This window comes from Pseudarthrobacter sp. NPDC058119 (assembly GCF_042884655.1).
Classification (GTDB): Bacteria; Actinomycetota; Actinomycetes; order Actinomycetales; family Micrococcaceae; genus Arthrobacter.
In genome coordinates, this window is record NZ_JBHVTN010000008.1 from 268721 (window position 1) to 294786 (window position 26066).

Consider the following 26066-nt stretch of genomic DNA (forward strand, 5'->3'; position numbering starts at 1 on the left):
GCGACGTGGCTACGTACACCCAATCCGCACCTGCGGGAGTCCTGTCGGCTCCCGTAGTACCCAAATCCAAGGGGCGCATCGTCGTCAACTGGATCACCTCCACCGACCACAAGACCATCGGGTACATGTACCTGATCGCGTCCTTCGTGTTCTTCTGCCTGGGCGGCGTGATGGCGCTGCTGATCCGTGCCGAACTCTTTGAGCCGGGCATGCAGATCCTGCAGACCAAGGAACAGTACAACCAGCTGTTCACCATGCACGGCACCGTCATGCTGCTGATGTTCGCCACCCCGCTGTTCGCAGGGTTCGCCAACGTGATCATGCCGCTGCAGATCGGTGCACCCGACGTGGCGTTCCCGCGGCTGAACGCGCTGGCCTTCTGGTTCTTCCTGTTCGGCTCCACCATCGCCGTGTCCGGCTTCATCACCCCGCAGGGCGCGGCATCCTTCGGCTGGTTTGCCTACGCGCCGCTGTCCAACACCACCTTCACTCCCGGCATCGGTGGCGACCTCTGGGTGTTCGGCCTGGCACTGTCCGGCTTCGGCACCATCCTCGGGGCCGTCAACTTCATCACCACCATCATCTGCATGCGCGCCCCGGGCATGACCATGTGGCGGATGCCGATCTTCACCTGGAACACCCTGATCACCGCCATCCTGGTGCTCATGGCCTTCCCGCCGCTGGCTGCGGCGCTGTTCGCCCTCGGCGCGGACCGCAAGTTCGGTGCCCACATCTTCGATCCCGCCAACGGCGGCGCCGTGCTGTGGCAGCACCTGTTCTGGTTCTTCGGCCACCCGGAGGTGTACATCATCGCGCTGCCGTTCTTCGGCATCGTCTCGGAGATCTTCCCGGTGTTCAGCCGCAAGCCGATCTTCGGCTACAAGGGCCTGGTTTACGCCACGATCGCCATCGCAGCCCTCTCGGTCACCGTGTGGGCCCACCACATGTACGTTACCGGCGCGGTCCTGCTTCCGTTCTTCTCGTTCATGACCATGCTCATCGCAGTGCCCACCGGCGTGAAGTTCTTCAACTGGATCGGCACCATGTGGCGGGGATCGTTGACCTTCGAAACCCCCATGCTGTGGAGCCTCGGCTTCCTCATCACCTTCCTGTTCGGCGGCCTCACCGGCATCATCCTCGCCTCCCCGCCGCTGGACTTCCACGTCTCGGACTCCTACTTCGTGGTGGCGCACTTCCACTACGTGGTGTTCGGCACTGTCGTGTTCGCCATGTTCGCCGGCTTCTACTTCTGGTGGCCGAAGTGGACCGGCAAGATGCTCAACGAGCGCCTGGGCAAGATCCACTTCTGGATGCTGTTCCTGGGCTTCCACGGCACCTTCCTGATCCAGCACTGGCTCGGCGTCATGGGCATGCCCCGCCGCTACGCGGACTACCTGCCGGAGGACAACTTCACCTGGATGAACCAGTTCTCCACCGTCGCCTCCTTCGTGCTGGGCGCGTCCCTGATCCCGTTCTTCTGGAACGTGTACATCACCTGGCGCAAGGCTGAAAAGGTCCAGGTTGACGATCCCTGGGGCTTCGGCGCCTCGCTGGAATGGGCCACGTCCTGCCCGCCGCCGCGGCACAACTTCACGTCCCTGCCCCGGATCCGTTCGGAGCGTCCCGCCCTGGACCTGCACCACCCGGAACTCCGCCAGGTCCACACCGTCGATTCGCCGGCTCCCGCGGCCGCAGTTCTCGGTAACGCCGACCAGAAGGACACAGCACAGTGAAAATCGAATCCTGGATCTTTGGCTCCGGAGTTTTCTTCTTCGTACCCGTCGCCCTGGTCTACGGCTTCCTGACCAACTGGGGCGAGTGGGTGGGCATCCTGGGCATCCTCCTCGTGGGCGGCCTGGCTGGCATGATCGGTGCGTACCTGGGCTTCACGGGCAAGCGTGTCGGACTGCGCCCCGAAGATCGCAGCGATGCTGAGATCCATGAGGGTGCCGGCGAACAGGGGCACTTCAGCCCCTGGAGCTGGTGGCCGCTGGTCCTCGGGATCGCCTGCGCGACCGGCTTCCTCGGCCTGGCAGTTGGCCCCTGGATCGTCTTCATCGCCGGCGGCATCGCCGTCGTAGCCCTCGTGGGCTGGGTGTACGAGTACAGCCGCGGAGACCACGCACACTAGGCAACAAACAGAATAACGACGGCGGGCCCCACCGAATCGGTGGGGCCCGCCGTCGTTTAATACCCTTCAGGGCCCTCAGGCTGCTCCCTGTGACTCCAAAAGATCGCGAAGCTCACGGAGTGCAGCTTCGGCCCGTTCGAGCCACTGAGCGTCACCCAGCGAGGTCCCACTCACTGACAGCTCCACCTCACAGCCCTGGGCGAAATCCGCGCCCATTACCTGGAGCAGCGACCGGGCATCCACTTCCGCGGCGCCGGCCTTGCTGATGGTGACAGGAAGCCCGGTGTCCGTCACGGCCCGGACGAATACCGCGGCGGAGCGTGCGTGCAGGCCTGCCGGCGCTGCCACCACAGCCTTCTTTGTTGGCAAAGGGACTCCTTTTCGAGAGACGGCCCCCTCCGTCTTTGGTGAATTTCCAGACCAAATATAGCCGCCAAGGCACTGTGGCTGCCAAAGACGGCCAGTGACCCGGCGCTGGTCTAGACCGTCCTAAAATTGAGTGAACCCAAAGGCAGGAGAAAGATCATGGCAGCTGGCGCCGCGGCAATCACGGGCGACATCGACCGCACCAGCGGCACGGCCATCTACGTCCAGCTTCGCGAGATCCTCCGCGCGTACATCGCCCAGTCCTGTCCGCCGGGATCTGCGCTGCCATCCGAACGGGACCTGGCGGAGCGGTTCGGCCTGGCACGGATGACGGTGCGGCAGGCCATCGATGCCTTGGTGGGGGAGGAGGTCATCGAGCGCGTTGTGGGCCTGGGGACGTTCGTGCGGCGGCCGAAGCTTGATCTCCAGGTGAAGCTCACCTCTTACAGTGAAGAGATGCAGCGGCGCGGCATGGTGCCCGCAGCCAAGGTGTTGAGCTTTGAGCAGATAGGCGCCAGCGCGTTCCTGGCGCGCGAGCTCCAGCTCGATGAGGGTACGCCGCTGGTCCGCTTCCGCAGGCTGCTGCTGGCGGATGGGGAACCGATGAGCGTGGATGAGAACTTCATCCCCGCCCACCGCGTCCCCGGCCTGCTGGATGGTGAACCGCCCACGTCCCTGTACAACGTCCTGAGTGAGCAGTTCGGGCTGGTGATGGAGTGGGGTGAGGACATGATTGAAGCCACGGCCGCTTCGCCGTCCACCGCGCGGCTCCTGAATGTAGAGGTAGGGGCGCCCTTGCTGAAGATTCAGCGGCATGCCTTCGTGGCCCGGGCGATGGTTGACTACTCCGTCTCCTACTACCGGGCGGACCGGTACAAGCTCTGGGTACCCCTCCAACGGCCCGGAGCCCGCCGCGCACGCAACCACTGACAGGTTTACGCTGCCTCCTTGCAGGGGCAGGCACGACCGGCCTTGCCGCGGCCCGGAGCTTAAACAGTGAAGGCCCGATCCATGCGGATCGGGCCTTCACTGTTGGAACCAAGAGCTAGTGTGTCAGGCTCTTGGAGCCTTCACTTGCTTCGACTGCTTCGTGGCCATGGCCGTGGGCTGCCTCAAGCTCTGCGGGCGTTGCCGGAGCAACCCGATCCTCGAAGAACCAGCGCGACAGGAACGCGCGGCGCTTTTCCTTGCGGGTCACGACGCCGTGCTCGTTCGGCACGGCCGGCAGTACCTGGGGCGACTCGAAGCCAACCAGCTTGTACCGCTTGTACTCGTCCAGCGGCGCGTGGACCTCGATGAATTCGCCGTGCGGAAGCCTGACGATTCGACCGGTCTCGCGGCCGTGGAGGGCGATCTCCCGGTCCTTGCGCTGCAGCGCCAGGGCGACGCGCTTGGCGACAATGAAGCCGATGACCGGTCCAACGAAGAACAGGGCTCGCAGCCAGTAGGTGACGTCGTTGAGGGACACATGGAAGTGCGTGGCGATAAGGTCCGAACCTGCAGCCGCCCACATCACGCAGTACCAGATGAATCCAGCAACACCGATGCCCGTACGGGTCGGGGCGTTGCGCGGACGGTCCAGGACGTGGTGCTCGCGATCGTCCTTGGTGATCCAGCGCTCAATCCACGGGTAGGTGAACATTACGGTGAACAGGATTCCGGCGGGGACCAGTGCCGGGAGCAGCACGTTGAAGGTGAATACGTGTCCGAAGAAGATCTGCTCGACGTGCCAGTTGCCGAGCGTGCCGGGCATGAGCCGGAGTGCACCATCGACGAAGCCGATGTACCAGTCAGGCTGGGTACCGGCCGACACGGGGGAGGGGTCGTACGGACCGTAGTTCCAGATCGGGTTGATGGTGAAGAATGCCGCCATCAGCGCGATGACACCGAAGACGATGAAGAAGAATCCACCGGCCTTCGCTGCGTAGACAGGACCCAGAGGATAGCCGACAACGTTGTTGTCGTTGCGGCCGGGGCCGGGGTACTGGGTGTGCTTGTGGACGACAACCATGAAGAGGTGCAGGACGATCATCAGCAGGATCAAAGCCGGCACCAGCAGGATGTGGAGCATGTAGAGCCGGCTGATGATTGCCGTGCCCGGGAACTCGCCGCCGAACAGGAAGAACGAAATGTACGTTCCGATGACCGGGATTGACTTGATGACGCCGTCGATGATGCGCAGGCCGTTGCCGGACAGCAGGTCGTCAGGGAGTGAGTAGCCGGTGAAGCCGGCAGCCATGGCCAGGATCAGCAGGACGCTGCCCACCACCCAGTTCATTTCACGCGGCCGGCGGAATGCGCCGGTGAAGAACACCCTCAGCATGTGGACTGCGATGGAGGCGACGAACAGCAGTGCAGCCCAGTGGTGCACCTGGCGCATGAAGAGTCCGCCACGGATGTCAAAGGAGATGTTAAGCGAGGAGCTGTATGCCACCGACATCTCCACGCCCTTGAGGGGAATGTAGCCGCCGTCGTAATGGGTCTCCGCCATGGACGGATCAAAGAAGAACGTCAGGAAGGTTCCGGACAGCAGGAGGATGACGAAGGAGTACAGCGCCACTTCACCGAACATGAAGGACCAGTGGTCGGGGAAGACCTTGCGGCCGAACTCCCGGAGGATTCCGGAGCCGCCAACACGCGAGTCGACAAAGTCGGTGATCCGGCCTGTCTTGGTTTTGGCGACGAAAGCCGGCTCAGCTGTTGATGCTGCGCTCATGCGAATCACGCTCCCAGTAACTTGGTCCTACGGGTTCATGGAAGTCGCTGGTAGCGACGAGGTAGCCCTCGTCATCAACTGCGATGGGCAGCTGGGGGAGAGGACGGCTGGCGGGGCCGAAGATCACCTTGCACTCTTGCGTGAGGTCGAAGGTGGACTGGTGGCACGGGCACAGCAGGTGGTGCGTCTGCTGCTCGTACAGAGCAACAGGGCAGCCAACGTGGGTGCAGATCTTGGAGTAGGCAACGATGCCGTTGTAACCCCATTCTTCGCGGCCCTTTGAGGGGTTCAGCGAGGCGGGATCAAGGCGCATCAGCAGCACAACGGACTTTGCCTTCTCGTTGAGCTTGCCTTCCTGCAGTTCATTCAGGCCCTCGGGGATGACGTGGAAGGCAGAACCGATGGTGACGTCCGAGGCCTTGATGGGGGTTCCATCGGGGTCGCGGGTGAGGCGCTTGCGCTTTCCGTCCTGCGGAGCCCACATGGTGTGCGCGAGCTTGTCGTCAGGGCGGGGACCGAGGTCACCAAAGATGGCGACGGCGGGAAGCGGTGCCAGCGCGACCGCACCCAGGAGGGTGTTGCGGATCAGCGGGCGGCGCTTGATGCCGGTCTCTTCCACAATGTCGTCAACGATGCGCACCGCGGCCTGGCGGTCCTCTTCGTAACGGATCGCGTGGCGCTCCTCGGAGACTTCGTGGTCCGGCATCAGGGCCTTGGCCCAGTGCACGATGCCGGTACCGATACCCAGCATGGCGAAGGCAGTGCCAATGCCGAGCAGGGCATTCTGGAGCCGGATGGTGGCAATGCTGGAGTCATCACCCAGATCAATGGCGAAGTACGCCACCAGGAAGATCAGGGTTCCAACAACAGAAATGCCAAATAGTAAGGCGACCTGCCGTTCTGCCCGCTTTGCGGCCTTCGGGTCCGTGTCAGCCAGGCGCAAACGATGCGGGGGAATTCCAGGATCCTGGAACTTCTCCACCTCATTCTGACCAGCCGTAGCTACGGTGCCCGAGTGGTTCGGACTGCCGTCACTATGGTTGCCCATAATTCGCCTCATCCTTCTCTCGTCCCGGCAGTCGCCGGGTTAGTTTCTAATTTCAAGCTGCTGACTGGGCAGCAGAAGTTGTGGGTTCCTGCGGAAAGTCAGGACGTCCTGGACGTAAGCCAGATGGTGAAGGCAATGATGACGCCAAGGCCAGCTACCCAAACGAACAGGCCTTCGGCAACCGGACCCAGCGAGCCGAGGTCAGCTCCACCGGGCGAGCCGGAGGTTTCGATCTGCTTCAGGAAGGTGATGATGTCCTTCTTGCCTTCAGGAGTGATGTTGGCGTCGTTGAACACCGGCATGTTCTGCGGGCCCGTGACCATGGCCTCGTAGATGTGCTTGCCGGAGACGTCCGCAAGGGCCGGTGCGAACTTGCCGCGGGTCAGTGCACCACCGGCTGCGGCGGCGTTGTGGCACATGGCGCAGTTGGTCCGGAAGAGCTCACCGCCGGCAGCTGCATCGCCGCCACCGTTTGTCAGGTCGTCTGCAGGAACTGCCGGGCCGGCTCCCAGGGACGCAACGTAGGCTGCAAGCTGGTGGGTCTGCTCATCGTTGAACTGGACAGGCTTCTTCATGGCCTGCGGGCCGTTCATCTGCATCGGCATGCGGCCGGTGCCCACCTGGAAATCAACGGCGGCTGCACCGACACCCACCAGCGACGGACCATCCTTGGAACCACTGGCACCCATGCCGTGGCAGGTGGCGCAGTTGGCGGCGAAGAGTTTGCCGCCTTCTTCTGTGTCGCTTGCACTGAACGTGGTGGTGGAAGCCTTGGCCTGGTTGACGGTGGTTGCCACGGCGTACAGCCCACCCGTGATGAGGAGCCCCATCAGAAGCAGCGCTATTGCTGCAAGTGGGTGACGCCGCTTTTGTGAGAGTGCCTTCACGTGGTGGTTCCTTTATTCGATCCTGCGCCGGCTCCGGGAGCCGCTACCTGAAATTCTGCCTCTTGTAGAAAAAGAATCAAAGCTGGCTACTTGAGTACGTAGATGACCAGGAAGAGGCCGATCCACACGACGTCAACGAAGTGCCAGTAGTAAGAGGTGACGATCGCGGACGTTGCTTCGAAATGTCCGAACTTCTTCGCGGCGAACGACCGGCCCATGATGAGCAGGAAGGCGATGAGGCCGCCGATAACGTGGAGGCCGTGGAAGCCCGTGGTCATGTAGAAGGCCGAGCCGTATGCATTGGAGGAGAGCGAGACGTGCTCGGAAACCAGCATGGCGTACTCGGTGGTCTGGCCGGCAACGAAGAACGCACCCATGAGGAACGTCAGGGTGAACCATTCGTTCATTCCCCAGCGGCCAAACTGCAGGGCACCGCCGGTGCGCCGTGGCTGCAGCCGCTCTGCGGCGAAGACGCCCATCTGGCAAGTGAAGGAACTGGCCACGAGGACGATCGTGTTGACGAGCGCAAAGGGGAAGTTGAGCTTGGCCGTCTCTTCCGCCCACATCTGTCCGCTCGTGGAGCGCAGAGTGAAGTACATGGCAAAGAGACCGGCGAAGAACATCAACTCGCTGGACAGCCACACAACGGTTCCGACAGAAACCATATTGGGGCGGTTCAGCGTGGGGTGCGCCGGGGTACTGGGGGCATGGGTCGCAGATGTCACATAGACATTATGTCTGTAAAAGTCCGTGCTGCCCAACGCAAACCGCCTTTTCGGAGGACTTTTTCTACAAAGACGCGAAATTGCCCGGAAAAGTTCCCGCGACGGTTCACATTGGTCACTGGCCGCCATCGCTCGATAGCATCAGCAGGTGACTTCTCAGGCAACTAAAGCGTCCGGCAACACCTGGCCCCGGTTGATCTCGGCGCTCATCAAGGGCAACGACCTCACTGCGGAGAACACCTCCTGGGCCATGGACACCATCATGTCCGGGGAAGCAACACCGGCCCAGATCGCCGGTTTCCTTGTCGCCCTCAGTGCCAAAGGCGAGACGGTCGATGAGCTCTCAGGCCTCGTGGAGGCAATGCTTGCCCATGCCAACCCGGTGAGCATCAGCGGGGAAAAACTCGACATTGTCGGCACCGGTGGTGACCAACTTAACACCATCAACATCTCCACCATGGCCGCCCTGGTCTCTGCCGGGGCCGGGGCCAAGGTGGTCAAGCACGGGAACCGCGCGTCGTCGTCGTCGTCCGGTTCCGCTGACGTACTTGAAGCGCTCGGCGTCCGCCTGGACCTGCCTATCGCGCAGGTGGCCCGGAACGCGGAGGAGGCAGGAATCACGTTCTGCTTTGCGCAGGTGTTCCACCCGTCCTTCCGGCACACTGCCGTCCCGCGGCGGGAACTCGCGGTACCCACGGCCTTCAATTTCCTGGGACCGCTCACCAACCCTGCCAACGTGCAGGCGTCAGCCGTGGGCGTCGCCAATGCGCGGATGGCACCGCTCGTTGCCGGCGTCCTGGCCCGCCGGGGGAGCAGGGGACTGGTCTTCCGCGGCAATGACGGACTGGACGAGCTGACCACAACCGGCCCGTCCACCGTGTGGGAGATCCGCGATGGTGCCGTCAGTGAACTGCGTTTCTCGCCGGAGGACCTTGGCATCAGGCTGGCTACTGTTGAACAACTCCGCGGCGGGAATGCGGCCGCCAACGCCGGAGTTGTCCGGGAAGTGCTGGCCGGCAGTGAGGGCCCTGCCCGCGACGCGGTGCTGGTGAACGCCGCAGCGGGTTTGGTCGCGTTCGACCGCAACGCAGAGAGGCCGTTCCTTGACCGCATGAAGGACGCATTCGCGCGGGCGGCGGACTCGATCGATTCCGGTGCCGCGGCCGCCGTTCTTGACCGATGGGTGTCCCTCTCGAGGGCCTAAACGGCGGTTATTGTTCGAATCCCAGGGAGAAAGCAGCGTCAAGGTCGTGCTGCGAGTACGCCCTGAACGCGATGTGGGTGGTGGTGTGGACCACTGCGGGAACTTTGGAAAGCCGGTCCGCGATGACGTCGGCGAGGTCCTCGTGCCTGCGGACCCGCGCTACCGCGATAAGGTCCCATTCCCCGGTGACCGAATACACCTCGCTGATGCCCTCGATCGCTGAAATCTCTTCAGCCGTCTCGGGGATACGTGCGGCGTCAGTCTTGATCAGAACAAATGCGGTAACCACGCTTGAACCCCTTCAATCAGTGCCGCCGCGAAGACCCACGGCAGGCTTTTCTCTGCAGCCAGCCTATTACACGGGCGCCGGACCCGGCTGACACCCTGCGCCGTCCGTTTCCGTTGCCGCTACCCGCCCTGCCGTTGGCGGAGGCGCACCACACCGGCCAGCAGGAGGCGGTAGCCCACCAGCAATACGGCGAGGGCCAGAGTGGCAACGATGATGAAGGGAAGGACCACCGCCTGCCCCGTCAGGGCCCGGAGGAGCATGCCGCCCACCAGGGTGGCGAGCCAGACGGGAACGCCTGCCCGGGCGATGGCCAACGGACGGCGCCACACTCTGGCAAGGCCCCATCCTGCTGCTGCACCGGCAAGGAACGGCCAGGCGGTCAGCAGCACGCCGAGGATGGGCTCTTCACGGTGGTGCGCATCCCGGCCTATCGCGGCGAAAACAAGGATCAGCACAACGTCGGCCGCTGCTGCAGCCGCTGCTGCCCGTGCGGGTGAGGTAGGTGCAGGCTTGGTTTTCAGGGAACTCATGTTTCGAGCTTAGCTGCCGACGGGAGGTGCGCTGGCTCCATAGCCGGCATCGCACTTTCCATCGTGGATTACGCCTTGCCCCGGCGCGACCGGATAACCGTCCGGGGGGTCGAAGATGGCGGTGCTTGTTCCCGTCACCTTGCGCGCGCAGTTCCGGACGAAAGACTGCGCCTCACCCTTGCCGCCGATCCACATGTCGATCCATAGCTTGGCATGGCCGTATTTTTCGGCGCCCGTATGGCAGGGGCCGTCCTCAGGAGCAGGGCCGTCCCCGCAGGTATCTTCGACGATGAAATAGCGGCGGACGTCCGGGAGGTAGATCCGCGTGCCTGCAGGGATGTCCAGAACGTCGTCACCGGTCTCGCGGGAATGTCCGACGGCGATGGTCACCGGATCGGCATACGTTCCGGTACCGCCCGCCGCTTTGTGCAGGATCGGGTGGCTGATCGCGGTGGAGCCGGGTGGAGTGTTGTCGAACCAGGTGTAGGCCGTGACGAAGACGTCCTTCCGGGTATCCCCGGCCTGGGCTTGCCGGGGCGTCCCTACGCATCCGCTGGCCGCGAGCACAATGCAGCAGGCAACTGCGGCAGCCATGCCGTTCTTGCACGCACGCACCCCTCCTGCCCCGCGAGCCATGTGGCCGCCGCCTTGCTTGGATCCTGCCCACGGCACGATACTCAACTGCCACCCGTGAAGCCTTTGCCAAGTTCTTTGGCAAAGTCACCTGCGTCCTGGCTGACGCCGCTGCAGCCACTCGACGGACGTTCCACGTTTTCCTGGGCCTCCCAGGGACAGTACGTATCCCTGTTGATGGACCAGAAGGAAAGCCTTCCCAGTCCACGGTCGGCCGCGAAGGCGTTGAGTCCAGCAGCGTCCTGCAATGAAAACGTGTTGCCCTCTACATCGTTGTCTCCGATCATGGGCGTGAGCCCCAGGCTCCGCCACAACTTTGCAGCGTCCCGGGAGCCCTCGGCCTTGAAAGGCAACTGTTCCAGGTAGTGGTGGGTCGCCTCCGCTGCACCCGTGGATGCGCTGAGCATGGTTTCGCCGTCTCCGAGGCGGCCGAAGTTCATGGTCATCAGGTTGACTCCTTCCAGCGTGACTCCGGCCGCGAGCATCGCCTCGATGCTCCGTCTGCCGCCTTCATCCAGTCCATCCCTTCTGACAGGGAGCGTCAACCAGATCCTGAGGGGGCGGTCCTTTGGCCGACGCTCCTGAAGCCGGGCCATGGCCTCGGCGCGACGTTGGTCCGCGGCCGGTTCAGCCGCCCGTCCCTCGATGTCCAGGTCCACCACATCCAGTGCATACCGGTCGATGACAGCTCCGTAGGCGTCGGCCAGGGCACTGGCTTCCCGGCATGTGGTTGCGAGTTCCTGGCCGCGGTGGCCGCCGAACGAGACGGCAATGTTGCCACCGGCCGCACGGGCCTGCCGTATCTGCGTGTCGAGTTGCAGCTGACTGCCGGCGGCCTCCATGCCCAGCGTCCCGCCCCAGGCGGGAGTGCAGGGCTGTGAGGGATCCGCGGTGATAAAGGCCAGTACCGTGGTGGCTCCCCGGGAAGCATCATGCTGCAGGGCGGGACCTGGCGGCAGGGTGACGTCCAGGTATCCGCCGAACCATCCGGCGGCGCTTCGGGCCGGGGTGGCTTCAGCTGGAGGTCCCGCGCCCTGCGTTGGGGAGGAACTGCAGCCTGTGAGGGCCATCGCGGCGCTTAAAAGCACGGGATTCCAGCGCCTGGTGCGAAACAGTGCTTTCATCGTTTGCGTGGTCAGGCGGATGTGGGGGAGAGGTGCCGCGGGGCAGCGGCGGGGGCGGGCAACGTGGCGCTGTTGGTCCTCTGGGGTTTGTACCACCCGACGGCGGAACCCCTCAGCGCCCGGATCACCGAGCCAAAAACGACGTAGGCCCGCAGCGGTTCGTAGATGAGCCGGTAGATCGGCACGATGAGCAGGTGCAGCGGGCTCTCGCGCACCATGACCACCGCCACCACGGAGACCACCATGTGGGTGGTCGCAACGAATGCTGAGAACAGGGCGATGGCTTGCCACTCGCCGCGTGCGAGGCTGAGCGCAGCCACGCCCGCAGCCAGCGGCATGAAGATCAGCGGCACCAGGACGGAAATCAGTGCGTAGGGCATGGTCAGCATGCCGAGGGCGCCGAACTTTGGGTTGAACAGCATGGAGCGGTGCTTGTACAGCGTCTGGATGTTCCCATAGGTCCAGCGGAGCCGCTGCTTGAAGAGTCCTTTGAGGGTAAGCGGCGCCTCGGTCCAGGCCACGGCATTGTTCTCCTGCATGATGCTGTAGCCCATCCTTTGCAGGGAGAGGGTCAGGTCCGCATCCTCTGCGAGTGTCTCGTCCGAGTAGCCGCCGGCTGCGACCAAGGCTTCCCTTCGCCACGCCGCGCATGCACCGGGACAGATCGAGATCGCCCCCATCAGGCCTTCCGCCATCCGGGTAACACAGATACCGGACAGGTACTCCAGGCTTTGCCAGCCGGCAACCAGGTTCCGCCTGTTCCCGACCTTCACGTGGCCGGCGACTGCGCCTACTTGCTTGGACCCTGCGTCAGCCACGAAGTGCCTGGCCAGCATCCGGATGGTCTGCGGTTCGAACAGGGTGTCACCGTCCAGGGTCACCACGATGTCGCCCCGGGACTGGAAGATTCCCTTGTTGCTCGCTGCCGGTTTGCCCGCGTTCGACTGGGAGTAGACGCGCAGTTGCGGCCAGCCGGCGGCGTACTTTTCGAGGACTTCAAGGGTGGCGTCGGTGGATCCGTCATTGACCGCGACCACTTCGAAGTTGGGGTAGTCGCTCGCCTTCAGGGCATCGAGTGTCTTGGTAACCACGGGCTCCTCGTTGAAGACAGGCAGGACAACGCTGACCTGTGGCCAGTCGCTGATGTCGGCCACGTCCCATTTGCGCTTGCGCTGCCGGGCATTGTTGATGAGGGCCAGGACAACGAACAGGAACGTCAGGACGGTCAATGATCCGACGCCGAACCAAAACAGCCAGTTCATGACCACGTTGGGGGTGACCAAATAGGCGGTGAGGGCTCCGAAGGTCAGGTTGTCCTGGAAGCCGGCCATGACGCTGCGCTGGGGGGTGAATCCGGCCGGAAGCATGGGTTCGAGGGTGGTGAACCGGTAGCCCTGCGCCCTGGCTTTGGGGATGAAGTCCTTCAGCATTTCGATGGTCGCTGTCCGGTCCCCGCCGCCGTCATGGACCAACATAACGTGCCCGAGTCCGTCGAGTTCTGGAGTGGGGACCTGGGCGCCGGGCTTGTACTCCCAGTCGCGGGTATCTAGGTCCATGTTGACGTGAAGGTACCCCAGCTGCTGCGACTGCAGAAGCGCCAGCGTGTTGTTCTCCGGATTGCCGGTCGGAATCCGGAAGAGCCTTGAGGCGTAGTTGTCCACCGCCCGGAGCACCCTGTCTTCGCCAATGATTTGCTGGCGGTTATAGGCGTCGTCATGCGCCCAGAAGTCGATGTGGCTCATGGTGTGGTTTCCCACCATGTGGCCTTCCCGCACCATCCGCCGGAAGATGTCGGGGTTTTCCACCACCTGCTCCCCAATAACGAAAAAGGTTGCAGGAACGCCCTCACGCGACAGCAGATCCAGGATCTGCGGGGTGAAGGTGGGGTCCGGACCGTCGTCGAACGTGAGCATCAGTGTGTGGTCTGGAGGAAGGCCGTAGGCCTCAACGGCATATGGCCGGTCGCCAATGGCCGCAGCTTCCTCTGCCGTGGCTTCGCGAAGTACTTCGTTGCTGAACGGGTCAGTGAGGTAGTCGATGCCGTCGCGCCTCTCCACCAGGTCGATCCGGTGGAAGATTTCGTTCCCCTGTTCGTAGCCGACGCGGGGAATGTCCCTTATGTCCTGCTGGGCAAGCAGTTGGCGCGGATATCCGGGTGCCTGGTTCAATTGGCCCGGGCGCAGGGGAGCGGTGGCTGCGGGCAACACGGCACACAGGATCAAAACGATGGACAGCACTGCGGCGAGGAGGCCGTTCAGGATTCGGTACCAGCGGGTGCCGCTGGTATCGAAAAAAACGGGCCGGTGAACAGTGCTGCTGGTGGAGGAAAGGTCTGTCATTGGGTCCCCTGCGTGGAAACCTGCAAAAGCAATGGCGAGAACCCCCAGACGGGGAGGACCGCCTGTTCAGGGCGGCTGCAAGTCTCCGTCCTGAGGACGAGAGTAGGTTTGGGTGTGCTGGGCCGGCACGCGTAAGCGGTACGTCATTGAAGATTTGGGGGCTACTTACCTACGGTGCGTGCGTATCCCGCAACAATCCCCAGCAGATGGTCCGCGGCCCCCTACAGTCAGCCCGCCCTGCGTCGGACGAGCCAGCTGGCCTCCCATCTGAGGTGGTAAGTGGAGTCCTCGGTCCACTCCACCAGGACATCGGTAACCGTGTAGGCGACCGCCTGGCCCAGGTTCGAGCGGACCGTGACGGCTGCCGGGTGGAGAAGGACGACTGGCCTGCCGGGGGCTTGCCGCAGCGCTTCCTCCCGCATTTGTGCCCGGCAACGGGTGCAGGAAGTTGAGCAGTTTGTGCAGCTGTTGAGGCGGGGGAGTTCGCGCATGGGGCGTCCTAGGGGGAAACAGGAAACCGGGCGCCGCCGCCGTCTGCTTGAACAAGGGAGGGGCCTATAGGGCTTTCCTCCGTCGCGTGCCCGAGGCGGCCCTAGTGGGCCAGCCGCCTTGACCACAGATTATGATCCGCCACGAGCCCGCGCACCGACGTGAGCTACCCGACTTCACGGCAGACCTCCCCGTTCTTGGGCACGTAGGGGATAGGGATGCAGTAATCTCGCTGCAGTAGGTGAGGCCCCCTAGCCATGACGGAGACACCGTGAATAAAGCCCTATGGATCTGCAGCCTGGTGGGAGCCGCTTTGGGGATCAGCCTGGGCCTGGCGATCTTCCACACCCCGTTTTGGGGTTTCGCGTTGGGGCTCGGCGTGGGTGCCGTGGTGGGGGCATCAATGAGACGGCGCCACTAGTGGCTGCCCGATGGCGGGTTTGGGTTGTGCCGCAGGAAGGCACCCCGAAGGCTGTATGAGGGAGTGCGAGTTCTGCGTTACTGGCATCCCTGCGGATTCGAGACCGGCGTATTTGTGGGCAGCACGCCCGGCGGAATGATGAGTCAGATCGAAGTGGGTATACGGTGTCCACTTCAAGGACCCCGGCTAACGTTCACCATAGATTTCCTGGCGTGAAAGCCCATACGGTGCAGAAGAGGCAGATGGCGCCCAACATCCAGGGAGCTATTTTTGCGCAATAGAGGGCAAATTTGGAGGCATCGTCTCGAAACGGGCTTCTTCCTTTCCTGCGGTAAAACCACAGCATCAAGACCCAGAAGACGAGCATGGCCCCGCTCAGGACTGCAAGAAAGACTTCGCCGACACTTGCCGTATCCGTGAAGTAAGTCATATCCCAAAAGGAGTCGCGTCCCACTCCTCCGTAGCTGGGCAGTAAACGCGCCATGTATCCCCAATTCTGGCGGTAGGAGTGTTGCACTCATCGGTTTTGAAATGACCATACGCCCGGCGGCCGACGTCAGGAAGGTCGGTGTGGATTTTCAGCGGCGGTATCAGGGTTTGGTGCGCAGGTTGACGTAGCGTGACCAGGCGTCGCCTGCTGCGTCGGCGTGGAGGAAGGCTACTTGGTGGCTATAGCCAAGGGCGTCGGCGACCAGCGGCGGTGGTGAGGCTAAGAGGTGTTCGTCGAGGGCCGTGTTTCGTGCGCCCCGAAGATCGATGCCCAAGCTTCGGAGCCTATCCATGATGCCGTTTGGGTGAAGTGGTTGTCCGGCCCGGGTCCCCGGGAAGAGCCAAGGGCTTTGTGCGTCTGATCCTGTTCTAAGATTCGGACGGCCTTTAAGGTGCTCTCGAAGCAAGTCGGCGAAGGGCTCGGGAATGGGCACTGGGTGCGGGCCGAAGGTGATCCGCATGTTGCCGGTGCTTTCATTGGTTTCGATAGCGTCGGTCCGGAGTTTGGCGACCCGCACGAGCGGCTGGGCGTAGAGAAGCAGCAGGATGCCTGCGACTCGGTAGGGCATGGACTCGCTGGTGCCTGTAAGCAGTTCCCGGAGCCAGGCCACGCGCTGGTCCTGGGTGATCGCGGGGCGGGTCTTGGCTGTGTAGTGGCCCATGTCCACTCGGTGGTTCGTGCCGGTGTTCTTGATGAAGACGATGAAGGTGCGAATGGCTTTTCTGGTCGTGGGACCGGTTGCGAGCCAGGTTTCGATGTCTTGTTGAGTGCAGTTCGCCGCTGTCCGCTGGTGGGTTTCCCAGAGCCAGTCCAGAAACTTGATGGTTTCGGTGATCTCTTGCTTGGCGGAGTGGACCGGGGCTTGGGCGCTCTTCTCCGGTGTTGTGATGGACCGGATGCGCCGGAGGTGATGCCAGGTGGCGAACTGTGCGACGGGTTTGGCGACCTCCTCGGGCAAGTGGCGGAGCTTGTCGTCAATCCAGGTTTCGAACCGGGCCAGATACGGGTCTTGGTAGGGGAGGAGTCCGTGATGAATGAACAGGGCGCGCAGGTGATTGGCTTCGCGGTTCGCTGACTCAGCGGCGGCATCGAGTCCTTCGTGCGTCAGCGGAGTCTCCCCGCTCGATAGAGAGCCGAGGAGTGCTTGGACTTTGGGGGATCGCTTCCACGTGATGATGCTTTCAGGCCGGTCTGCTTTGCAGAGGACATCAACGATTTTGCGGGCTGTTTCGGGGTCGGGGCCGGACGAGCCTGGCGACAGTAGTTCGTTGAGGTCCTCCCGGAGAGCGCAGCGGGCGCATATGCCGCGCCGGTAGAACTCGCCCTCCGTATTGCAACGGGTGCAGTGGAAGTCATGGAGGATGCCGGCGCAGGGCGCGCAGCGTGGCCCTCCGCTGATGTCCGGTGGCCCGGGTAGAAGTCTGTGCTGGCCGCACTCCGGGCAGGTTCCGTGGGTGCGGGTGGCGGTGGTGAAGCAGGGGCCGCAGATTCGGCCCTCGGGCCAGGTGGCGCGTGTTCGGCCGGCGGACCGGCCGCAGCGTGCGCAGGTTGCCGTTCCGGTGGTGCGGGGCCGGCCGCGGTTGGTGCTGCGGGGGCTGAGGCCTTGGGGTTTGTCAGTGATCATTGTCGATGATGCGCGCCCGTCGTGGTCTGACGGTGCGGTTCAGGTCGACGACGTTGGGGGCGCTGGTTCCGGTTTTGCGGGCGCGGGCGTCGGCGGCTGTGACGGTGATGAGGTCCTCGGGTCCGCAGGAGAAGATGTCGCAGATCGCGGCGATGACCTGCAGTGCGACGCGTTCGGGTTTCTGGTTGACGAGACGGTAGACCTGTGGCCGGGACAAGGTGATGCCACGCTCGGCCAGCAGGGGGATGAGGTCGGTTGTGTTGTGCAGTCCCCGTGCTGCCATGAGCTCGGAGAGCCGCCATTTGTATTCGACTTCGCGCCTCACCATTGACCTCGCATCTGCACGCCCAGGACCTCATCGATGGTGCGGTCCAGCGCCGCACGGAGAGTCGTGTTGCGGAAGTCGTCGCTGACGAACTGGTAGATCCCGGTGGTGGAGGCGTGTTCGTGGCCCATCTGATGTTGCACGAATCTAGGATCCCATCCGTCCTCCAGCAGGTGCGTTGCATAGGAGCGCCGGAGTGAATGCAGGTCCAGGCCATCCATTGGCAGGCCCAGCTCGTTGAGGTAGCGCCGGAGCCGGCGCAGCAGGGTGGATTCACAGATTAGGCCGCCGCGTTCGCTGGGGAACAGGTCCAGGGTGTCGAGCGTGCCGCGTCCGTTGGCGAGCCAGTCTTCGAGAACGCCGGCGGTCCAGTCGAAGACCGTCAGGACGCTGCGGGGTTTGTGGGGGGAGCCCTTGCGTGATTTGCCGAACCGGACCTTGCAGACGCCGGCCTTGCCGAACCTTCGTGCTTGGGGGTTGGCGGCAAAGTCGATGGTTTGCAGGTGCCGGAGCTCGTTGAATCTGAGCCCGTACGAGTAGGCGATTTTCAGCATGACGGCGTCCCGGTAGGCTGCCTGCCAGCCTTTCTTGCCTGAGGCGGCGATGAGTTCGACCTGGTCGTCGGCGTGATCGAACAGCATCTGCAGTTCCGTCTTTGTGAACGGCCGCTTGGAGGCGCGTCCTTCGTACTCCTGTGTGTGGGAGGCGGTGTTCCAGTCAAAGAAGACCTGGGACGGGTGTGTGCCGAAGCGCTGTTCGCAGACCTGGTCCCAGCCGTAGTCGGGGTTCGACACGTATGACGTGAACCGGCGGAGCGTGGACTGGTAGCCGCGGACGGTGGAGTGCTTCAGCTGGTGGATCGAGCGGAGGTCACCGAAATACTCCTCGACATGCTCCGGTGCCCAGTTCCAGGGGAACTCGTTCACGTGGTTGACGAACCTGCGGACACTTGCGATTCCCTTATCGATCGTCTCGAACTGGAGGTTCCTGGAGAGCTGCTGGTTGCGCCACCCGGTCAGCATGTCCTTGCGGATCCGGGGGATCGGGATGATTGATTCATCTGATGCAATACGCAGAGTACTACTTGACATAATGTAGATTATCGGCGCTTTGGGCAGGACTGGAAGCGGAGCATGGATCAGCCTGCGCCGCGTCCACGCAACACGCAAAACCTTGCACTGTGCTGCACTGTGTGGCGTCCCAACCCGGCGGAGCCCATTGTCTTTATCCAGCTGCCCGTCAAGAATGACGTGATGACGGTTTACGTGCGTTCACTTGAAACTGCAGTTCCGACGACAAAGCTGATCCAGTCCGAAGCCCGTGATGTCTTTGCAGCCCAACCCGGACTTTCCCGGCTCGGATCCCGCCTGGTCACCACCTGTTTCGACGGCGCAGCGATCGACACGAGATTCACCGCCGTCGAGGAACTCACCAACACGTGCCGCTCGGAAAACCCCCAGTTCTACGACCCGGACACCGGGCTCCTGCTGAACCCCAGCACCAAGGTCCGCAACGATATTTTCGCCCGGGAAGCCACCAAACTGTTCGTGGAGGCTGCCCGGGCCGCCCTGCAGGCCGCCCCGGAACTGGATTTACTTGACATAACTCACCTCGTGACAGTGTCGTGTACGGGCTTCTTCAATCCTGGCCCGGACTACAAGGTGGTCCGCGAGCTCGGGCTCAGTCCTTCCGTCCAGCGGTACCACCTGGGCTTCATGGGCTGCTACGCCGCTTTTCCTGCTCTCCGCGCGGCCAAGCTGTTCTGTGAATCGGACCCGAATGCGGTCGTTCTGGTGGTCTGCGCGGAACTCTGCTCACTGCACGTGCGCACGTCCAATGATCCGGACACCATCATGGGGTCGGCCCTGTTCGCCGATGGTGCCGCTGCCGCCGTCGTAACTGCACGCCCCGGCGCGGAGGAAGCCGCCCTGTTGAAGCTGGACCACTTCGAAACAGTCCTCACCCCCGTTGGTGAGGACTCAATGGCGTGGAACATCGGCGACCATGGGTTCGAGATGGTCCTGGGCAACTATGTGCCCCACATCATCGATGACCACATCGTAGGCGCCTTGCAGCCGCTGCTGGCAAAAGACCCGGAATTGGCGGGACTCCCCTACCCCGCAATCCCCCACTGGGCGATCCATCCCGGGGGGCGCAGCATCCTTGACAAGGTACAGTCCAGGCTTGGCCTCAGCGATGCGCAGCTTTTCCCAGCCAGGGAGATCCTCCGGAGCTACGGCAACATGAGCAGCGCCACAGTCCTCTTCGTCCTCAAGCACATCCTGGAACAGCCACTGCACCCGGACAATCCCCACGGCGGTGAGGCCATCTGTTCCATGGCGTTCGGTCCAGGGCTCACGGTGGAGACGGGCCTGTTCACCAAGCTCCGGCAGGCCGCGGCCGGCACCCGGGACCCGGGACTGGCGGAATCAGCTGCGGCAGGCCACCCCAAGCCGGCCCAGGACCGGATGCCCGCAGAGATGGCCTGACGGAATCCGCGTGGGGATCCTGCTGCGGACGCGCGCTGCCGGAGAGGTGGAGCAGATGGACCGCGCCGACTGCGATGCCCGGCTCCTGGACAATACATATCGGCAGTTCTGGGTCATTAACCGGATGCTGTCCGGTTGGCGGGGGCTGTACCGCACGGAGCTGCGCACCATCACAGCAGCGCAACAACGCCCGTTGACCGTGCTGGACGTCGGCTCCGGTGGCGGCGACCTTGCCGTCATGCTTGCGCGCTGGGCCAAGCGGGACGGCCTGCCAATCCACGTCACCGGCATCGATCCGGACCCCCGCGCCGCCTCTTTCGCCCGCCGCCGTCCGCCAACCCCGGGCGTCGACTTCCGGCAGGCGCACAGCGGCGACCTGGTCCGGGAAGGCGCCCGGTTCGACGTCGTGATCTCCAACCACGTACTTCACCATCTTGAGCCCGCCGAGCTCCGGGAGCTGCTGGCAGACTCAGAAATCCTGGCCACCAGGAAGTCGCTGCATAACGACCTGATCCGCAGCCCCGCCGCCTTTGCCTTCTTCGGTGTGGCCGCGCTGCCGTTCAGGAAGTCCTACATCCGGGAGGACGGCCTCACCTCCATCCGGCGAAGCTATACGCACGCGGAGCTGGCCGCTTCCGCTCCCCCGGGCTGGTCCGTGGAGCGCCCTTCGGCCTTCCACCAGGTCCTGGCCTGCCGGAGGGACTGAGATGGACGCCGAGGTCCTGATCGCGGGCGGCGGTCCTGTCGGCCTCTACCTGGCGGCCGCGCTGCTGCAGGAAGGCGTCACGGTGAAGGTCTTTGAGCAGCGGCAGGCGCCGATCCTGCACACCCGGGCCATCGGCATCCATCCGCCGGCCCTGCAGGCACTTGCCGGGGTGCAGGTGGCATCCAGCATGGTCCATGAAGGCGTCCGCATCCGTGCCGGCATGGCGGTCAGCGGCGGGAAGACGGTGGGAACCATGGTGTTCGACCGTGTTTCCAGGGACTTTCCGTTCGTGCTGGCACTCCCGCAGTTCAGGACCGAGCAACTCCTGGAAGAGCGTGTCCTCGCCCTTGATCCGGGCGCAATCGCCAGGGGTGCCCGCGTCACGGGGGTTGCGGACGACGGCGGCAAGGTCACCGCTGCTGTGGAGGCGGGCCCCGGTGCCACGAGTCCCAGCGGCGGCGTGACCGGAGCGCTGCTCGTTGCGGCCGACGGTGCCCGGTCGACGCTGCGAGAGCGGCTCGGCATCCCGGTGGTCCGCAGGACGTATCCGGACCACTACCTCATGGGCGATTTCGAGGACGGCACGGAGTACGGGGACAAGGCCGTCCTGTTCCTCGAGCCCGGCGGCATCGTTGAGTCCTTTCCACTGCCGGGAGGTGTCCGGCGCTGGGTGGTGCGGCTGGACTCCCCCGCTAAGGCGGCTGCAGGGCCCGGCGATCTTGCGCAGCTGGTGCACCGCCGGACCGGGATTCGACCCGATCCAGCCACGAACTCCATGCTTAGCGCCTTCAGCGTGCGTTCCTGTACCGCGCAAAGGACGATTGCCGGACGCGCAGTGCTGCTGGGCGACGCCGCCCATGAGATCAGCCCCATCGGTGGGCAGGGCATGAACCTGGGCTGGTTGGGCGCCCGGGACCTGGCGCCCCTGATCTGCGCCGCCTTGGCGGGTAAACCTATGGGCCCCCAGTTCCGGGAATTCGAGCGTAACCGCCGCCGGGCAGCCAATGTGGCGCGCCGGCAGGCGGAAATCAACATGATGCTGGGCAGGCCGCTGCCGCAGCCGCTCCTGCGGTTCCGTGTTGCCGGCATTGGCTTGGCCGCCGCAATACCCCCGGTAAACAGGTGGGCCGCGGCGCGCTTCACGATGCAGTAGGAGCTTTCCGGCGCGTGGAGGCGTGGTTACCTGAAGTAGCAGTCGTAGCTGTCCTGGCTCACAATCACACCGTCGCTGACCTCAAAGACGGACGACGTCCTGGCCTGGATTGTCTCGCCGCGGTCCCAATACCGCAGGTCTATCAGCACGGTGGCGGACCAGTCGGCCTCCACCACCACCCGGCCGCCCTCACACGTGGTGCGCCGGACAGTGAACTGCTGGTCCTTGACCACTTCACGGCTTTGGTCGGCTCCGGCCAGCACTGCCGCCAGCGTCCGCGTGGAACCTTCCGGGGCCAGCAGGTGCGGGGCCTCCATCAGCACGAACTGCTCGGCCAGGAACGGCCGGATGTCCGCCGCACCGCCGCCCGCTTCAAGGACCCGGATGAAGGCCAGGACGTGTTCCAGCGGGGACAGCACAGGAAGGGTTTCTTCAGCCATGCAGTAGACCCTAGCGGACTGATCCTGCGTGCCGTCCGCCAGTAGGCTGTCCCCATGACCCAGACTGTTCCCCAGACCACCGCCGGTGCCGGCCAGATCCGCGAGATTGTCGAACAGATTCTCTCCGCCGGAACCCTCCCGCCCATTGTCCAGGCCGGGCATCCGGCGCTCCGCCAGCGTGCCGCGGACTTCGATGGCCAGCTGTCCGACGACCAACTGGGCCGCCTGATCGGTATCATGCGCCAGGTCATGCATGAAGCTCCCGGAGTAGGCCTCGCCGCGCCGCAGCTTGGCATCCCCCTGCGGCTGGCCGTCCTGGAGGACCAGTACGACATCGATCCCGCTGCCGCGGCCCTCCGGAACCGGAGTCCCCTGGAATTCCTCGCCATCCTCAACCCCCGCTACACACCGGTTGGGCCCGGGCGCGCCTCGTTTTTTGAAGGATGCCTCTCCCTCAACGGGCTGCAGGCAGTGGTGGCGCGTCCCGAAACCGTGCTGCTAGAGTACGCAACGCCCGACGGCGCGGCGGAGCGGCGCGAGTTTTCCGGGTGGCAGGCGCGCATCGTGCAGCACGAGACGGACCACCTCGACGGCATCCTGTACATAGACCGCGCCCAGCTTCGGTCATTGAGCAGCAACGCCGAGTACGCAGCGCACTGGTCAGAAGCGGGCATCACCAGGGCGCGGGAGGGGCTGGGTTTCGACGACGGACCTGCCGGGATCTCCCTCGGCTGACGTTCACCGCTTCCCCCGGCGTACAGGGCCGGCAGGGCTGAAGGCCCGGGCCGCCCTAAACTGGTTCCCATGCCTGCCGCGGACCTCCCCCTCCTGTGCCCCGTCTGCTCACTTCCGCTGGAGTACCTGGCTGCCGAAGCCACGCGCCAGGCCCGCCTGGCGTGCCCTCAGGGGCACAACTTCGACGCTGCCCGCCAAGGCTACTTCAACCTGCTGGTGGGCAAAGGCACACCCTTCGAACCGGACAGCGCCGCGATGGTCGCATCCCGGTTCGCCTTCCTGGGGAACGGGCACTACGCGCCGCTGGCACACGCCCTGGCCTCCGCCGTCGTACCCGTCCTCCGCGAGGAAGGCGCCGTGGTTCTGGATTCCGGGACCGGCACCGGCCATTACCTGCGGGAGATTCTCGACGCTGCAGCCACTGCGGGCCGCCGGGCCTCCGCGATTGGCCTGGACATCTCGAAGTTTGCCCTTCGCCGGGCTGCCCGCCTTAACCCGGAGGCCGTCAACCTGGTCTGGGACATCTGGCGGCCGCTGCCGGTGGCGGACAACTCGGTGGACGCGGTCGCCGTGGTCTTCGCGCCGCGGAACCCCGGCGAGTTCGCCCGGGTCCTGCGTCCCGGGGGCGTGCTGGCAGTGGTGACTCCCCGGCCCGGACATCTGGCGGGCATCGCGGCGGTAACCGGCATGCTCGGCATTGAAGAGGGCAAGGATGAGCGGCTGGCCGAGGCAATGGCGGGGCACTTCCAACCCGAAAAGTCCGTTGACGTGGACATTCAGCTCAAGCTGGGCCGCGTGGCCGCCGCGGACCTGGCATTCATGGGGCCTGCCGGCCACCACCTGGACCGGGACCAGATCGCGGCCCGGCTGGAAGACTCCCCGGAACCGGTGCAGGCCGACGCAAGGTTCCGCGTTTCCGTGTTCCGGCCGCGGGCCCACGTCGCCCCGTAACGACTTGGCCACTATCCCCCGGCGCCCGCTGCGAACCGGCCCACGAGCCAGGTCCGCGGACTACGATGAAGAGACAGTTACTGGCGTGTCCGCATCAACAGCGGCGCCGTGACGAAGGGGGAAACAGGGATGTTCGAGTGGCTTGGGGAAAACTGGTGGGCGTTGTGGCTCACGGCTTTCCTGGCGTTTGCAGTGATCGAGATGATCACCCTTGACCTGTTTTTCATCATGCTTGGCGGCGGATCGCTTGCCGCCCTGGTCGCCGATTTCGCCGGCGCCGAGCCCTGGCTCCAGGTGGTCATCTTCTGCATCGTGTCACTGCTCATGGTCGCCTTCGTCCGGCCCGTGGCACTGTCGCACCTGAAGAAGGGACCCTCCGAACAGCGGACCAACGTGGACCGTCTGATTGGTGAGCCGGCCGTCGTAATGGAACCCGTGACGTCGGACGGCGGACTGGTGAAAATCGGCGGCGATATTTGGAGTGCGCGCTCCGCTGCGGGAGTGCTTCCCGCAGGCCAAACGGTGGTCGTCGCGGCCATCGACGGCGCAACAGCAGTGGTTTCGGTGCCGCCGGAGGCGGCCACCGGGTCCGATACAGCCTGACAATTGGGGAACAAGGAGTTGTATGGAAAACGCAGGCGGAACCGCACTGGCCATTGTGCTGGTGGTTCTGATCGTCTTTGTCATCATAGTTTTGGTCCGGTCCGTCCGGATCATTCCGCAGGCCCGCGCCGGCGTCGTTGAACGGCTGGGTAAGTACCAGCGAACCCTGAATCCGGGCCTGACCATCCTGATTCCCTTTGTGGACCGGCTCCTGCCGCTCCTGGACCTGCGTGAACAGGTCGTATCCTTTCCGCCGCAGCCTGTCATCACCGAGGACAACCTGGTGGTCTCCATCGACACGGTGGTCTACTTCCAGGTAACAGATCCCCGCGCCGCGACGTACGAAATCGCCAACTACATCCAGGCCGTCGAACAGCTCACCACCACCACCCTGCGCAACGTGGTGGGTGGACTCAACCTGGAGGAAGCCCTCACCTCCCGGGACCAGATCAACGGGCAACTCCGCGGCGTCCTGGACGAGGCCACCGGCCGCTGGGGTATCCGCGTTTCGCGGGTTGAACTGAAGGCCATCGATCCGCCCCACTCCATCCAGGACTCCATGGAGAAGCAAATGCGCGCCGAGCGCGACCGCCGGGCCGCGATCCTGACCGCCGAAGGAACCAAACAGTCGGCTATCCTTACCGCCGAAGGCCAGCGCCAGGCGTCCATCCTGGCTGCCGAGGGTGAAGCCAAGGCCGCCATCCTCCGGGCGGACGGCGAATCGCAGGCCATCCAGAAGGTCTTTGACGCCATCCACAAGGGAAACCCGGACCAGAAACTGCTGGCCTACCAGTACTTGCAGACGCTGCCCAAGCTCGCCGAAGGCTCGGCCAACAAGCTGTGGATCATCCCCAGCGAAGTCGGGGAAGCCCTGAAGGGAATCGGGAACGCCCTGGGCGGCACCACCGGGGAGGCCGGAGAGGCCGCGACGCTGTTCCGGGACGCGCCCGCTGAGCGCACGCAACCGTAGGTATCCGGAACATTGGGAGGGTTTGGCGGTGGACGCCAAACCCTCCTGTTTTGTCTCCGGTGAGATAAGAGTCGTATAATTGGGTATTTGTCCGGCAGGATAATATCCGCTGGAACAACCAAGCTTCGCAATGCGTTGAATCCTATGATGCAACACAGTGCACCAAATAGTCCGGTGGTGCCACAACGCCACCGGCTAGCGCGGAGAGTTCATCCGCGAACCGACCAGAGGGAGAAATCATGAGCGATCGCAGCCTGCGGGGCATGCGCCTTGGTGCGCAGAGCATGGAGACCGAGTCCGGAGTTGAGCCGGCTCCGCGCCAGCGGGTCGAATACCGTTGCGCGGATGGCGAGCAGGTCTTCGTCACGTTCTCCTCCGAGGCGGAAATTCCCCCGGTCTGGGTCTCCAAGACCGGTAAGGAAGCGCTCCTGGTCGACGGCGAAAAGCCGGACACCAGCAACGACAAAGCCGTCCGCACCCACTGGGACATGCTGCTTGAACGCCGCTCCCTGCCTGAACTCGAGCAGATCCTCGAGGACCGCCTCACCATCCTGCGCGAACGCCGCGGAGAGCGCCGCTCGGCATAAGGCCCAGCCGCAAAACAGGGGGCGGGCCCCCCCCCAAGTGGGGGGGCCCCCCCCGGGTTTGTGGCCGCCGGGGGCCGGGGCGCCCCCCGCG

At 64.1% G+C, this 26066-nt stretch carries 28 protein-coding genes; 13 read left to right on the forward strand and 15 right to left on the reverse strand.

Annotated features, from left to right (window positions below):
• The first annotated feature begins 5 nt into the window (after positions 1 to 5).
• Both ctaD and ACFVTD_RS17695 read left to right on the forward strand, forming a co-directional pair.
• Complete coding sequence (gene ctaD, locus ACFVTD_RS17690) at positions 6 to 1733, forward strand: cytochrome c oxidase subunit I (RefSeq protein ID WP_387565362.1); 1728 nt, start codon at positions 6 to 8, stop codon at positions 1731 to 1733.
• Positions 1730 to 2131: a cytochrome c oxidase subunit 4 gene (locus ACFVTD_RS17695; RefSeq protein WP_387565364.1), complete on the forward strand. Its 402-nt coding sequence runs from the start codon at positions 1730 to 1732 to the stop codon at positions 2129 to 2131. The genes ctaD and ACFVTD_RS17695 overlap by 4 nt, the downstream gene beginning before the upstream one ends.
• 75 nt (positions 2132 to 2206) lie before the next feature.
• On the opposite strand, the gene ACFVTD_RS17700 is transcribed toward ACFVTD_RS17695, so the two are convergent.
• Positions 2207 to 2500, reverse strand: coding sequence for an HPr family phosphocarrier protein (locus ACFVTD_RS17700; RefSeq protein ID WP_387565366.1), 294 nt, complete (start codon positions 2498 to 2500; stop codon positions 2207 to 2209).
• A gap of 156 nt (positions 2501 to 2656) precedes the next feature.
• Here ACFVTD_RS17700 and ACFVTD_RS17705 point away from each other — a divergent pair, with 156 nt between their 5' ends.
• Positions 2657 to 3427 (forward strand): GntR family transcriptional regulator, encoded by a 771-nt coding sequence (locus ACFVTD_RS17705; RefSeq protein ID WP_387565368.1) that lies wholly within the window; start codon positions 2657 to 2659, stop codon positions 3425 to 3427.
• 115 nt (positions 3428 to 3542) lie between these two features.
• Here ACFVTD_RS17705 and ACFVTD_RS17710 read toward each other — a convergent pair whose 3' ends face one another.
• The 4 genes from ACFVTD_RS17710 to ACFVTD_RS17725 all read right to left on the reverse strand — a co-directional run bounded on the left by ACFVTD_RS17710 (position 3543) and on the right by ACFVTD_RS17725 (position 7909).
• The gene (locus ACFVTD_RS17710; RefSeq protein WP_387565370.1) at positions 3543 to 5213 is read right to left on the reverse strand and encodes a cytochrome bc complex cytochrome b subunit; all 1671 of its coding nucleotides are present in this window, start codon (positions 5211 to 5213) and stop codon (positions 3543 to 3545) included.
• The gene (locus ACFVTD_RS17715) at positions 5191 to 6261 is read right to left on the reverse strand and encodes a ubiquinol-cytochrome c reductase iron-sulfur subunit (protein ID WP_141181610.1); all 1071 of its coding nucleotides are present in this window, start codon (positions 6259 to 6261) and stop codon (positions 5191 to 5193) included. The genes ACFVTD_RS17710 and ACFVTD_RS17715 overlap by 23 nt, the downstream gene beginning before the upstream one ends.
• A 98-nt stretch (positions 6262 to 6359) precedes the next feature.
• Positions 6360 to 7148, reverse strand: a complete 789-nt coding sequence (locus ACFVTD_RS17720) for a cytochrome c (protein ID WP_387565372.1) — start codon at positions 7146 to 7148, stop codon at positions 6360 to 6362.
• Positions 7149 to 7234: 86 nt separating this feature from the next.
• The gene (locus ACFVTD_RS17725) at positions 7235 to 7909 is read right to left on the reverse strand and encodes a heme-copper oxidase subunit III (RefSeq protein ID WP_387565374.1); all 675 of its coding nucleotides are present in this window, start codon (positions 7907 to 7909) and stop codon (positions 7235 to 7237) included.
• Positions 7910 to 8021: 112 nt separating this feature from the next.
• Between ACFVTD_RS17725 and trpD the strand changes: the two genes are divergently transcribed.
• Positions 8022 to 9077 (forward strand): anthranilate phosphoribosyltransferase, encoded by a 1056-nt coding sequence (trpD, locus tag ACFVTD_RS17730; RefSeq protein WP_387565376.1) that lies wholly within the window; start codon positions 8022 to 8024, stop codon positions 9075 to 9077.
• A 7-nt stretch (positions 9078 to 9084) separates the two neighbouring features.
• On the opposite strand, the gene ACFVTD_RS17735 is transcribed toward trpD, so the two are convergent.
• The 6 genes from ACFVTD_RS17735 to ACFVTD_RS17760 all read right to left on the reverse strand — a co-directional run bounded on the left by ACFVTD_RS17735 (position 9085) and on the right by ACFVTD_RS17760 (position 14483).
• Positions 9085 to 9366, reverse strand: a complete 282-nt coding sequence (locus ACFVTD_RS17735; protein WP_141160402.1) for an Lrp/AsnC family transcriptional regulator — start codon at positions 9364 to 9366, stop codon at positions 9085 to 9087.
• Positions 9367 to 9485: 119 nt separating this feature from the next.
• The gene (locus ACFVTD_RS17740; protein ID WP_387565378.1) at positions 9486 to 9896 is read right to left on the reverse strand and encodes a DUF3054 domain-containing protein; all 411 of its coding nucleotides are present in this window, start codon (positions 9894 to 9896) and stop codon (positions 9486 to 9488) included.
• A gap of 9 nt (positions 9897 to 9905) precedes the next feature.
• Positions 9906 to 10490, reverse strand: a complete 585-nt coding sequence (locus ACFVTD_RS17745) for a hypothetical protein (protein WP_387565380.1) — start codon at positions 10488 to 10490, stop codon at positions 9906 to 9908.
• An 83-nt stretch (positions 10491 to 10573) separates the two neighbouring features.
• Positions 10574 to 11617 (reverse strand): chitinase, encoded by a 1044-nt coding sequence (locus ACFVTD_RS17750; protein WP_387565382.1) that lies wholly within the window; start codon positions 11615 to 11617, stop codon positions 10574 to 10576.
• 47 nt (positions 11618 to 11664) lie between these two features.
• Positions 11665 to 13992: a bifunctional polysaccharide deacetylase/glycosyltransferase family 2 protein gene (locus ACFVTD_RS17755; protein WP_387565384.1), complete on the reverse strand. Its 2328-nt coding sequence runs from the start codon at positions 13990 to 13992 to the stop codon at positions 11665 to 11667.
• A gap of 227 nt (positions 13993 to 14219) precedes the next feature.
• Positions 14220 to 14483, reverse strand: a complete 264-nt coding sequence (locus tag ACFVTD_RS17760) for a hypothetical protein (RefSeq protein ID WP_387565386.1) — start codon at positions 14481 to 14483, stop codon at positions 14220 to 14222.
• Positions 14484 to 14752: 269 nt separating this feature from the next.
• On the opposite strand from ACFVTD_RS17760, the gene ACFVTD_RS17765 reads away from it, so the two are divergent.
• Positions 14753 to 14902, forward strand: a complete 150-nt coding sequence (locus ACFVTD_RS17765; protein WP_387565388.1) for a hypothetical protein — start codon at positions 14753 to 14755, stop codon at positions 14900 to 14902.
• Between the two features lie 590 nt (positions 14903 to 15492).
• Here ACFVTD_RS17765 and ACFVTD_RS17770 read toward each other — a convergent pair.
• Genes ACFVTD_RS17770 through ACFVTD_RS17780 form a run of 3 tightly spaced genes read right to left on the reverse strand, consistent with a single transcriptional unit; the run spans position 15493 to position 18432 of the window.
• On the reverse strand, positions 15493 to 17016 hold the full coding sequence (locus ACFVTD_RS17770; RefSeq protein ID WP_387565390.1) for a recombinase XerD: 1524 nt from the start codon (positions 17014 to 17016) through the stop codon (positions 15493 to 15495).
• Positions 17006 to 17344: a helix-turn-helix domain-containing protein gene (locus ACFVTD_RS17775; RefSeq protein WP_387565392.1), complete on the reverse strand. Its 339-nt coding sequence runs from the start codon at positions 17342 to 17344 to the stop codon at positions 17006 to 17008. Before ACFVTD_RS17775 ends, ACFVTD_RS17770 begins: the two co-directional genes overlap by 11 nt.
• Complete coding sequence (locus ACFVTD_RS17780) at positions 17338 to 18432, reverse strand: tyrosine-type recombinase/integrase (RefSeq protein WP_387565394.1); 1095 nt, start codon at positions 18430 to 18432, stop codon at positions 17338 to 17340. Before ACFVTD_RS17780 ends, ACFVTD_RS17775 begins: the two co-directional genes overlap by 7 nt.
• A 162-nt stretch (positions 18433 to 18594) precedes the next feature.
• Here ACFVTD_RS17780 and ACFVTD_RS17785 point away from each other — a divergent pair, with 162 nt between their 5' ends.
• The 3 genes from ACFVTD_RS17785 to ACFVTD_RS17795 are packed head-to-tail and all read left to right on the forward strand — an operon-like array spanning position 18595 to position 21689.
• Positions 18595 to 19830 carry a type III polyketide synthase gene (locus ACFVTD_RS17785; RefSeq protein WP_387565396.1) on the forward strand — a complete coding sequence of 412 codons (1236 nt, stop codon included), beginning with the start codon at positions 18595 to 18597 and terminating at the stop codon, positions 19828 to 19830.
• 10 nt (positions 19831 to 19840) lie between these two features.
• Positions 19841 to 20536 (forward strand): class I SAM-dependent methyltransferase, encoded by a 696-nt coding sequence (locus tag ACFVTD_RS17790; protein ID WP_387565398.1) that lies wholly within the window; start codon positions 19841 to 19843, stop codon positions 20534 to 20536.
• Between the two features lies 1 nt (position 20537).
• The gene (locus ACFVTD_RS17795) at positions 20538 to 21689 is read left to right on the forward strand and encodes an FAD-dependent oxidoreductase (RefSeq protein WP_387565400.1); all 1152 of its coding nucleotides are present in this window, start codon (positions 20538 to 20540) and stop codon (positions 21687 to 21689) included.
• Positions 21690 to 21715: 26 nt separating this feature from the next.
• Here the strand turns inward: ACFVTD_RS17795 and ACFVTD_RS17800 are convergent, their stop codons facing one another.
• Positions 21716 to 22129: a nuclear transport factor 2 family protein gene (locus tag ACFVTD_RS17800; protein WP_387565402.1), complete on the reverse strand. Its 414-nt coding sequence runs from the start codon at positions 22127 to 22129 to the stop codon at positions 21716 to 21718.
• 54 nt (positions 22130 to 22183) lie between these two features.
• Here ACFVTD_RS17800 and ACFVTD_RS17805 point away from each other — a divergent pair, with 54 nt between their 5' ends.
• From ACFVTD_RS17805 to ACFVTD_RS17825, 5 genes are all read left to right on the forward strand, one after another.
• Complete coding sequence (locus tag ACFVTD_RS17805; protein WP_387565404.1) at positions 22184 to 22864, forward strand: peptide deformylase; 681 nt, start codon at positions 22184 to 22186, stop codon at positions 22862 to 22864.
• Positions 22865 to 22933: 69 nt separating this feature from the next.
• Entirely contained in the window at positions 22934 to 23815 is an 882-nt protein-coding gene (locus ACFVTD_RS17810; RefSeq protein ID WP_387565406.1) for a putative RNA methyltransferase, read from the forward strand.
• Positions 23816 to 23944: 129 nt separating this feature from the next.
• Complete coding sequence (locus ACFVTD_RS17815; protein ID WP_387565408.1) at positions 23945 to 24418, forward strand: NfeD family protein; 474 nt, start codon at positions 23945 to 23947, stop codon at positions 24416 to 24418.
• 22 nt (positions 24419 to 24440) lie between these two features.
• Positions 24441 to 25388 (forward strand): SPFH domain-containing protein, encoded by a 948-nt coding sequence (locus ACFVTD_RS17820; RefSeq protein ID WP_387565410.1) that lies wholly within the window; start codon positions 24441 to 24443, stop codon positions 25386 to 25388.
• Between the two features lie 239 nt (positions 25389 to 25627).
• On the forward strand, positions 25628 to 25975 hold the full coding sequence (locus tag ACFVTD_RS17825; RefSeq protein ID WP_026266052.1) for an RNA polymerase-binding protein RbpA: 348 nt from the start codon (positions 25628 to 25630) through the stop codon (positions 25973 to 25975).
• Positions 25976 to 26066: the final 91 nt, after the last annotated feature.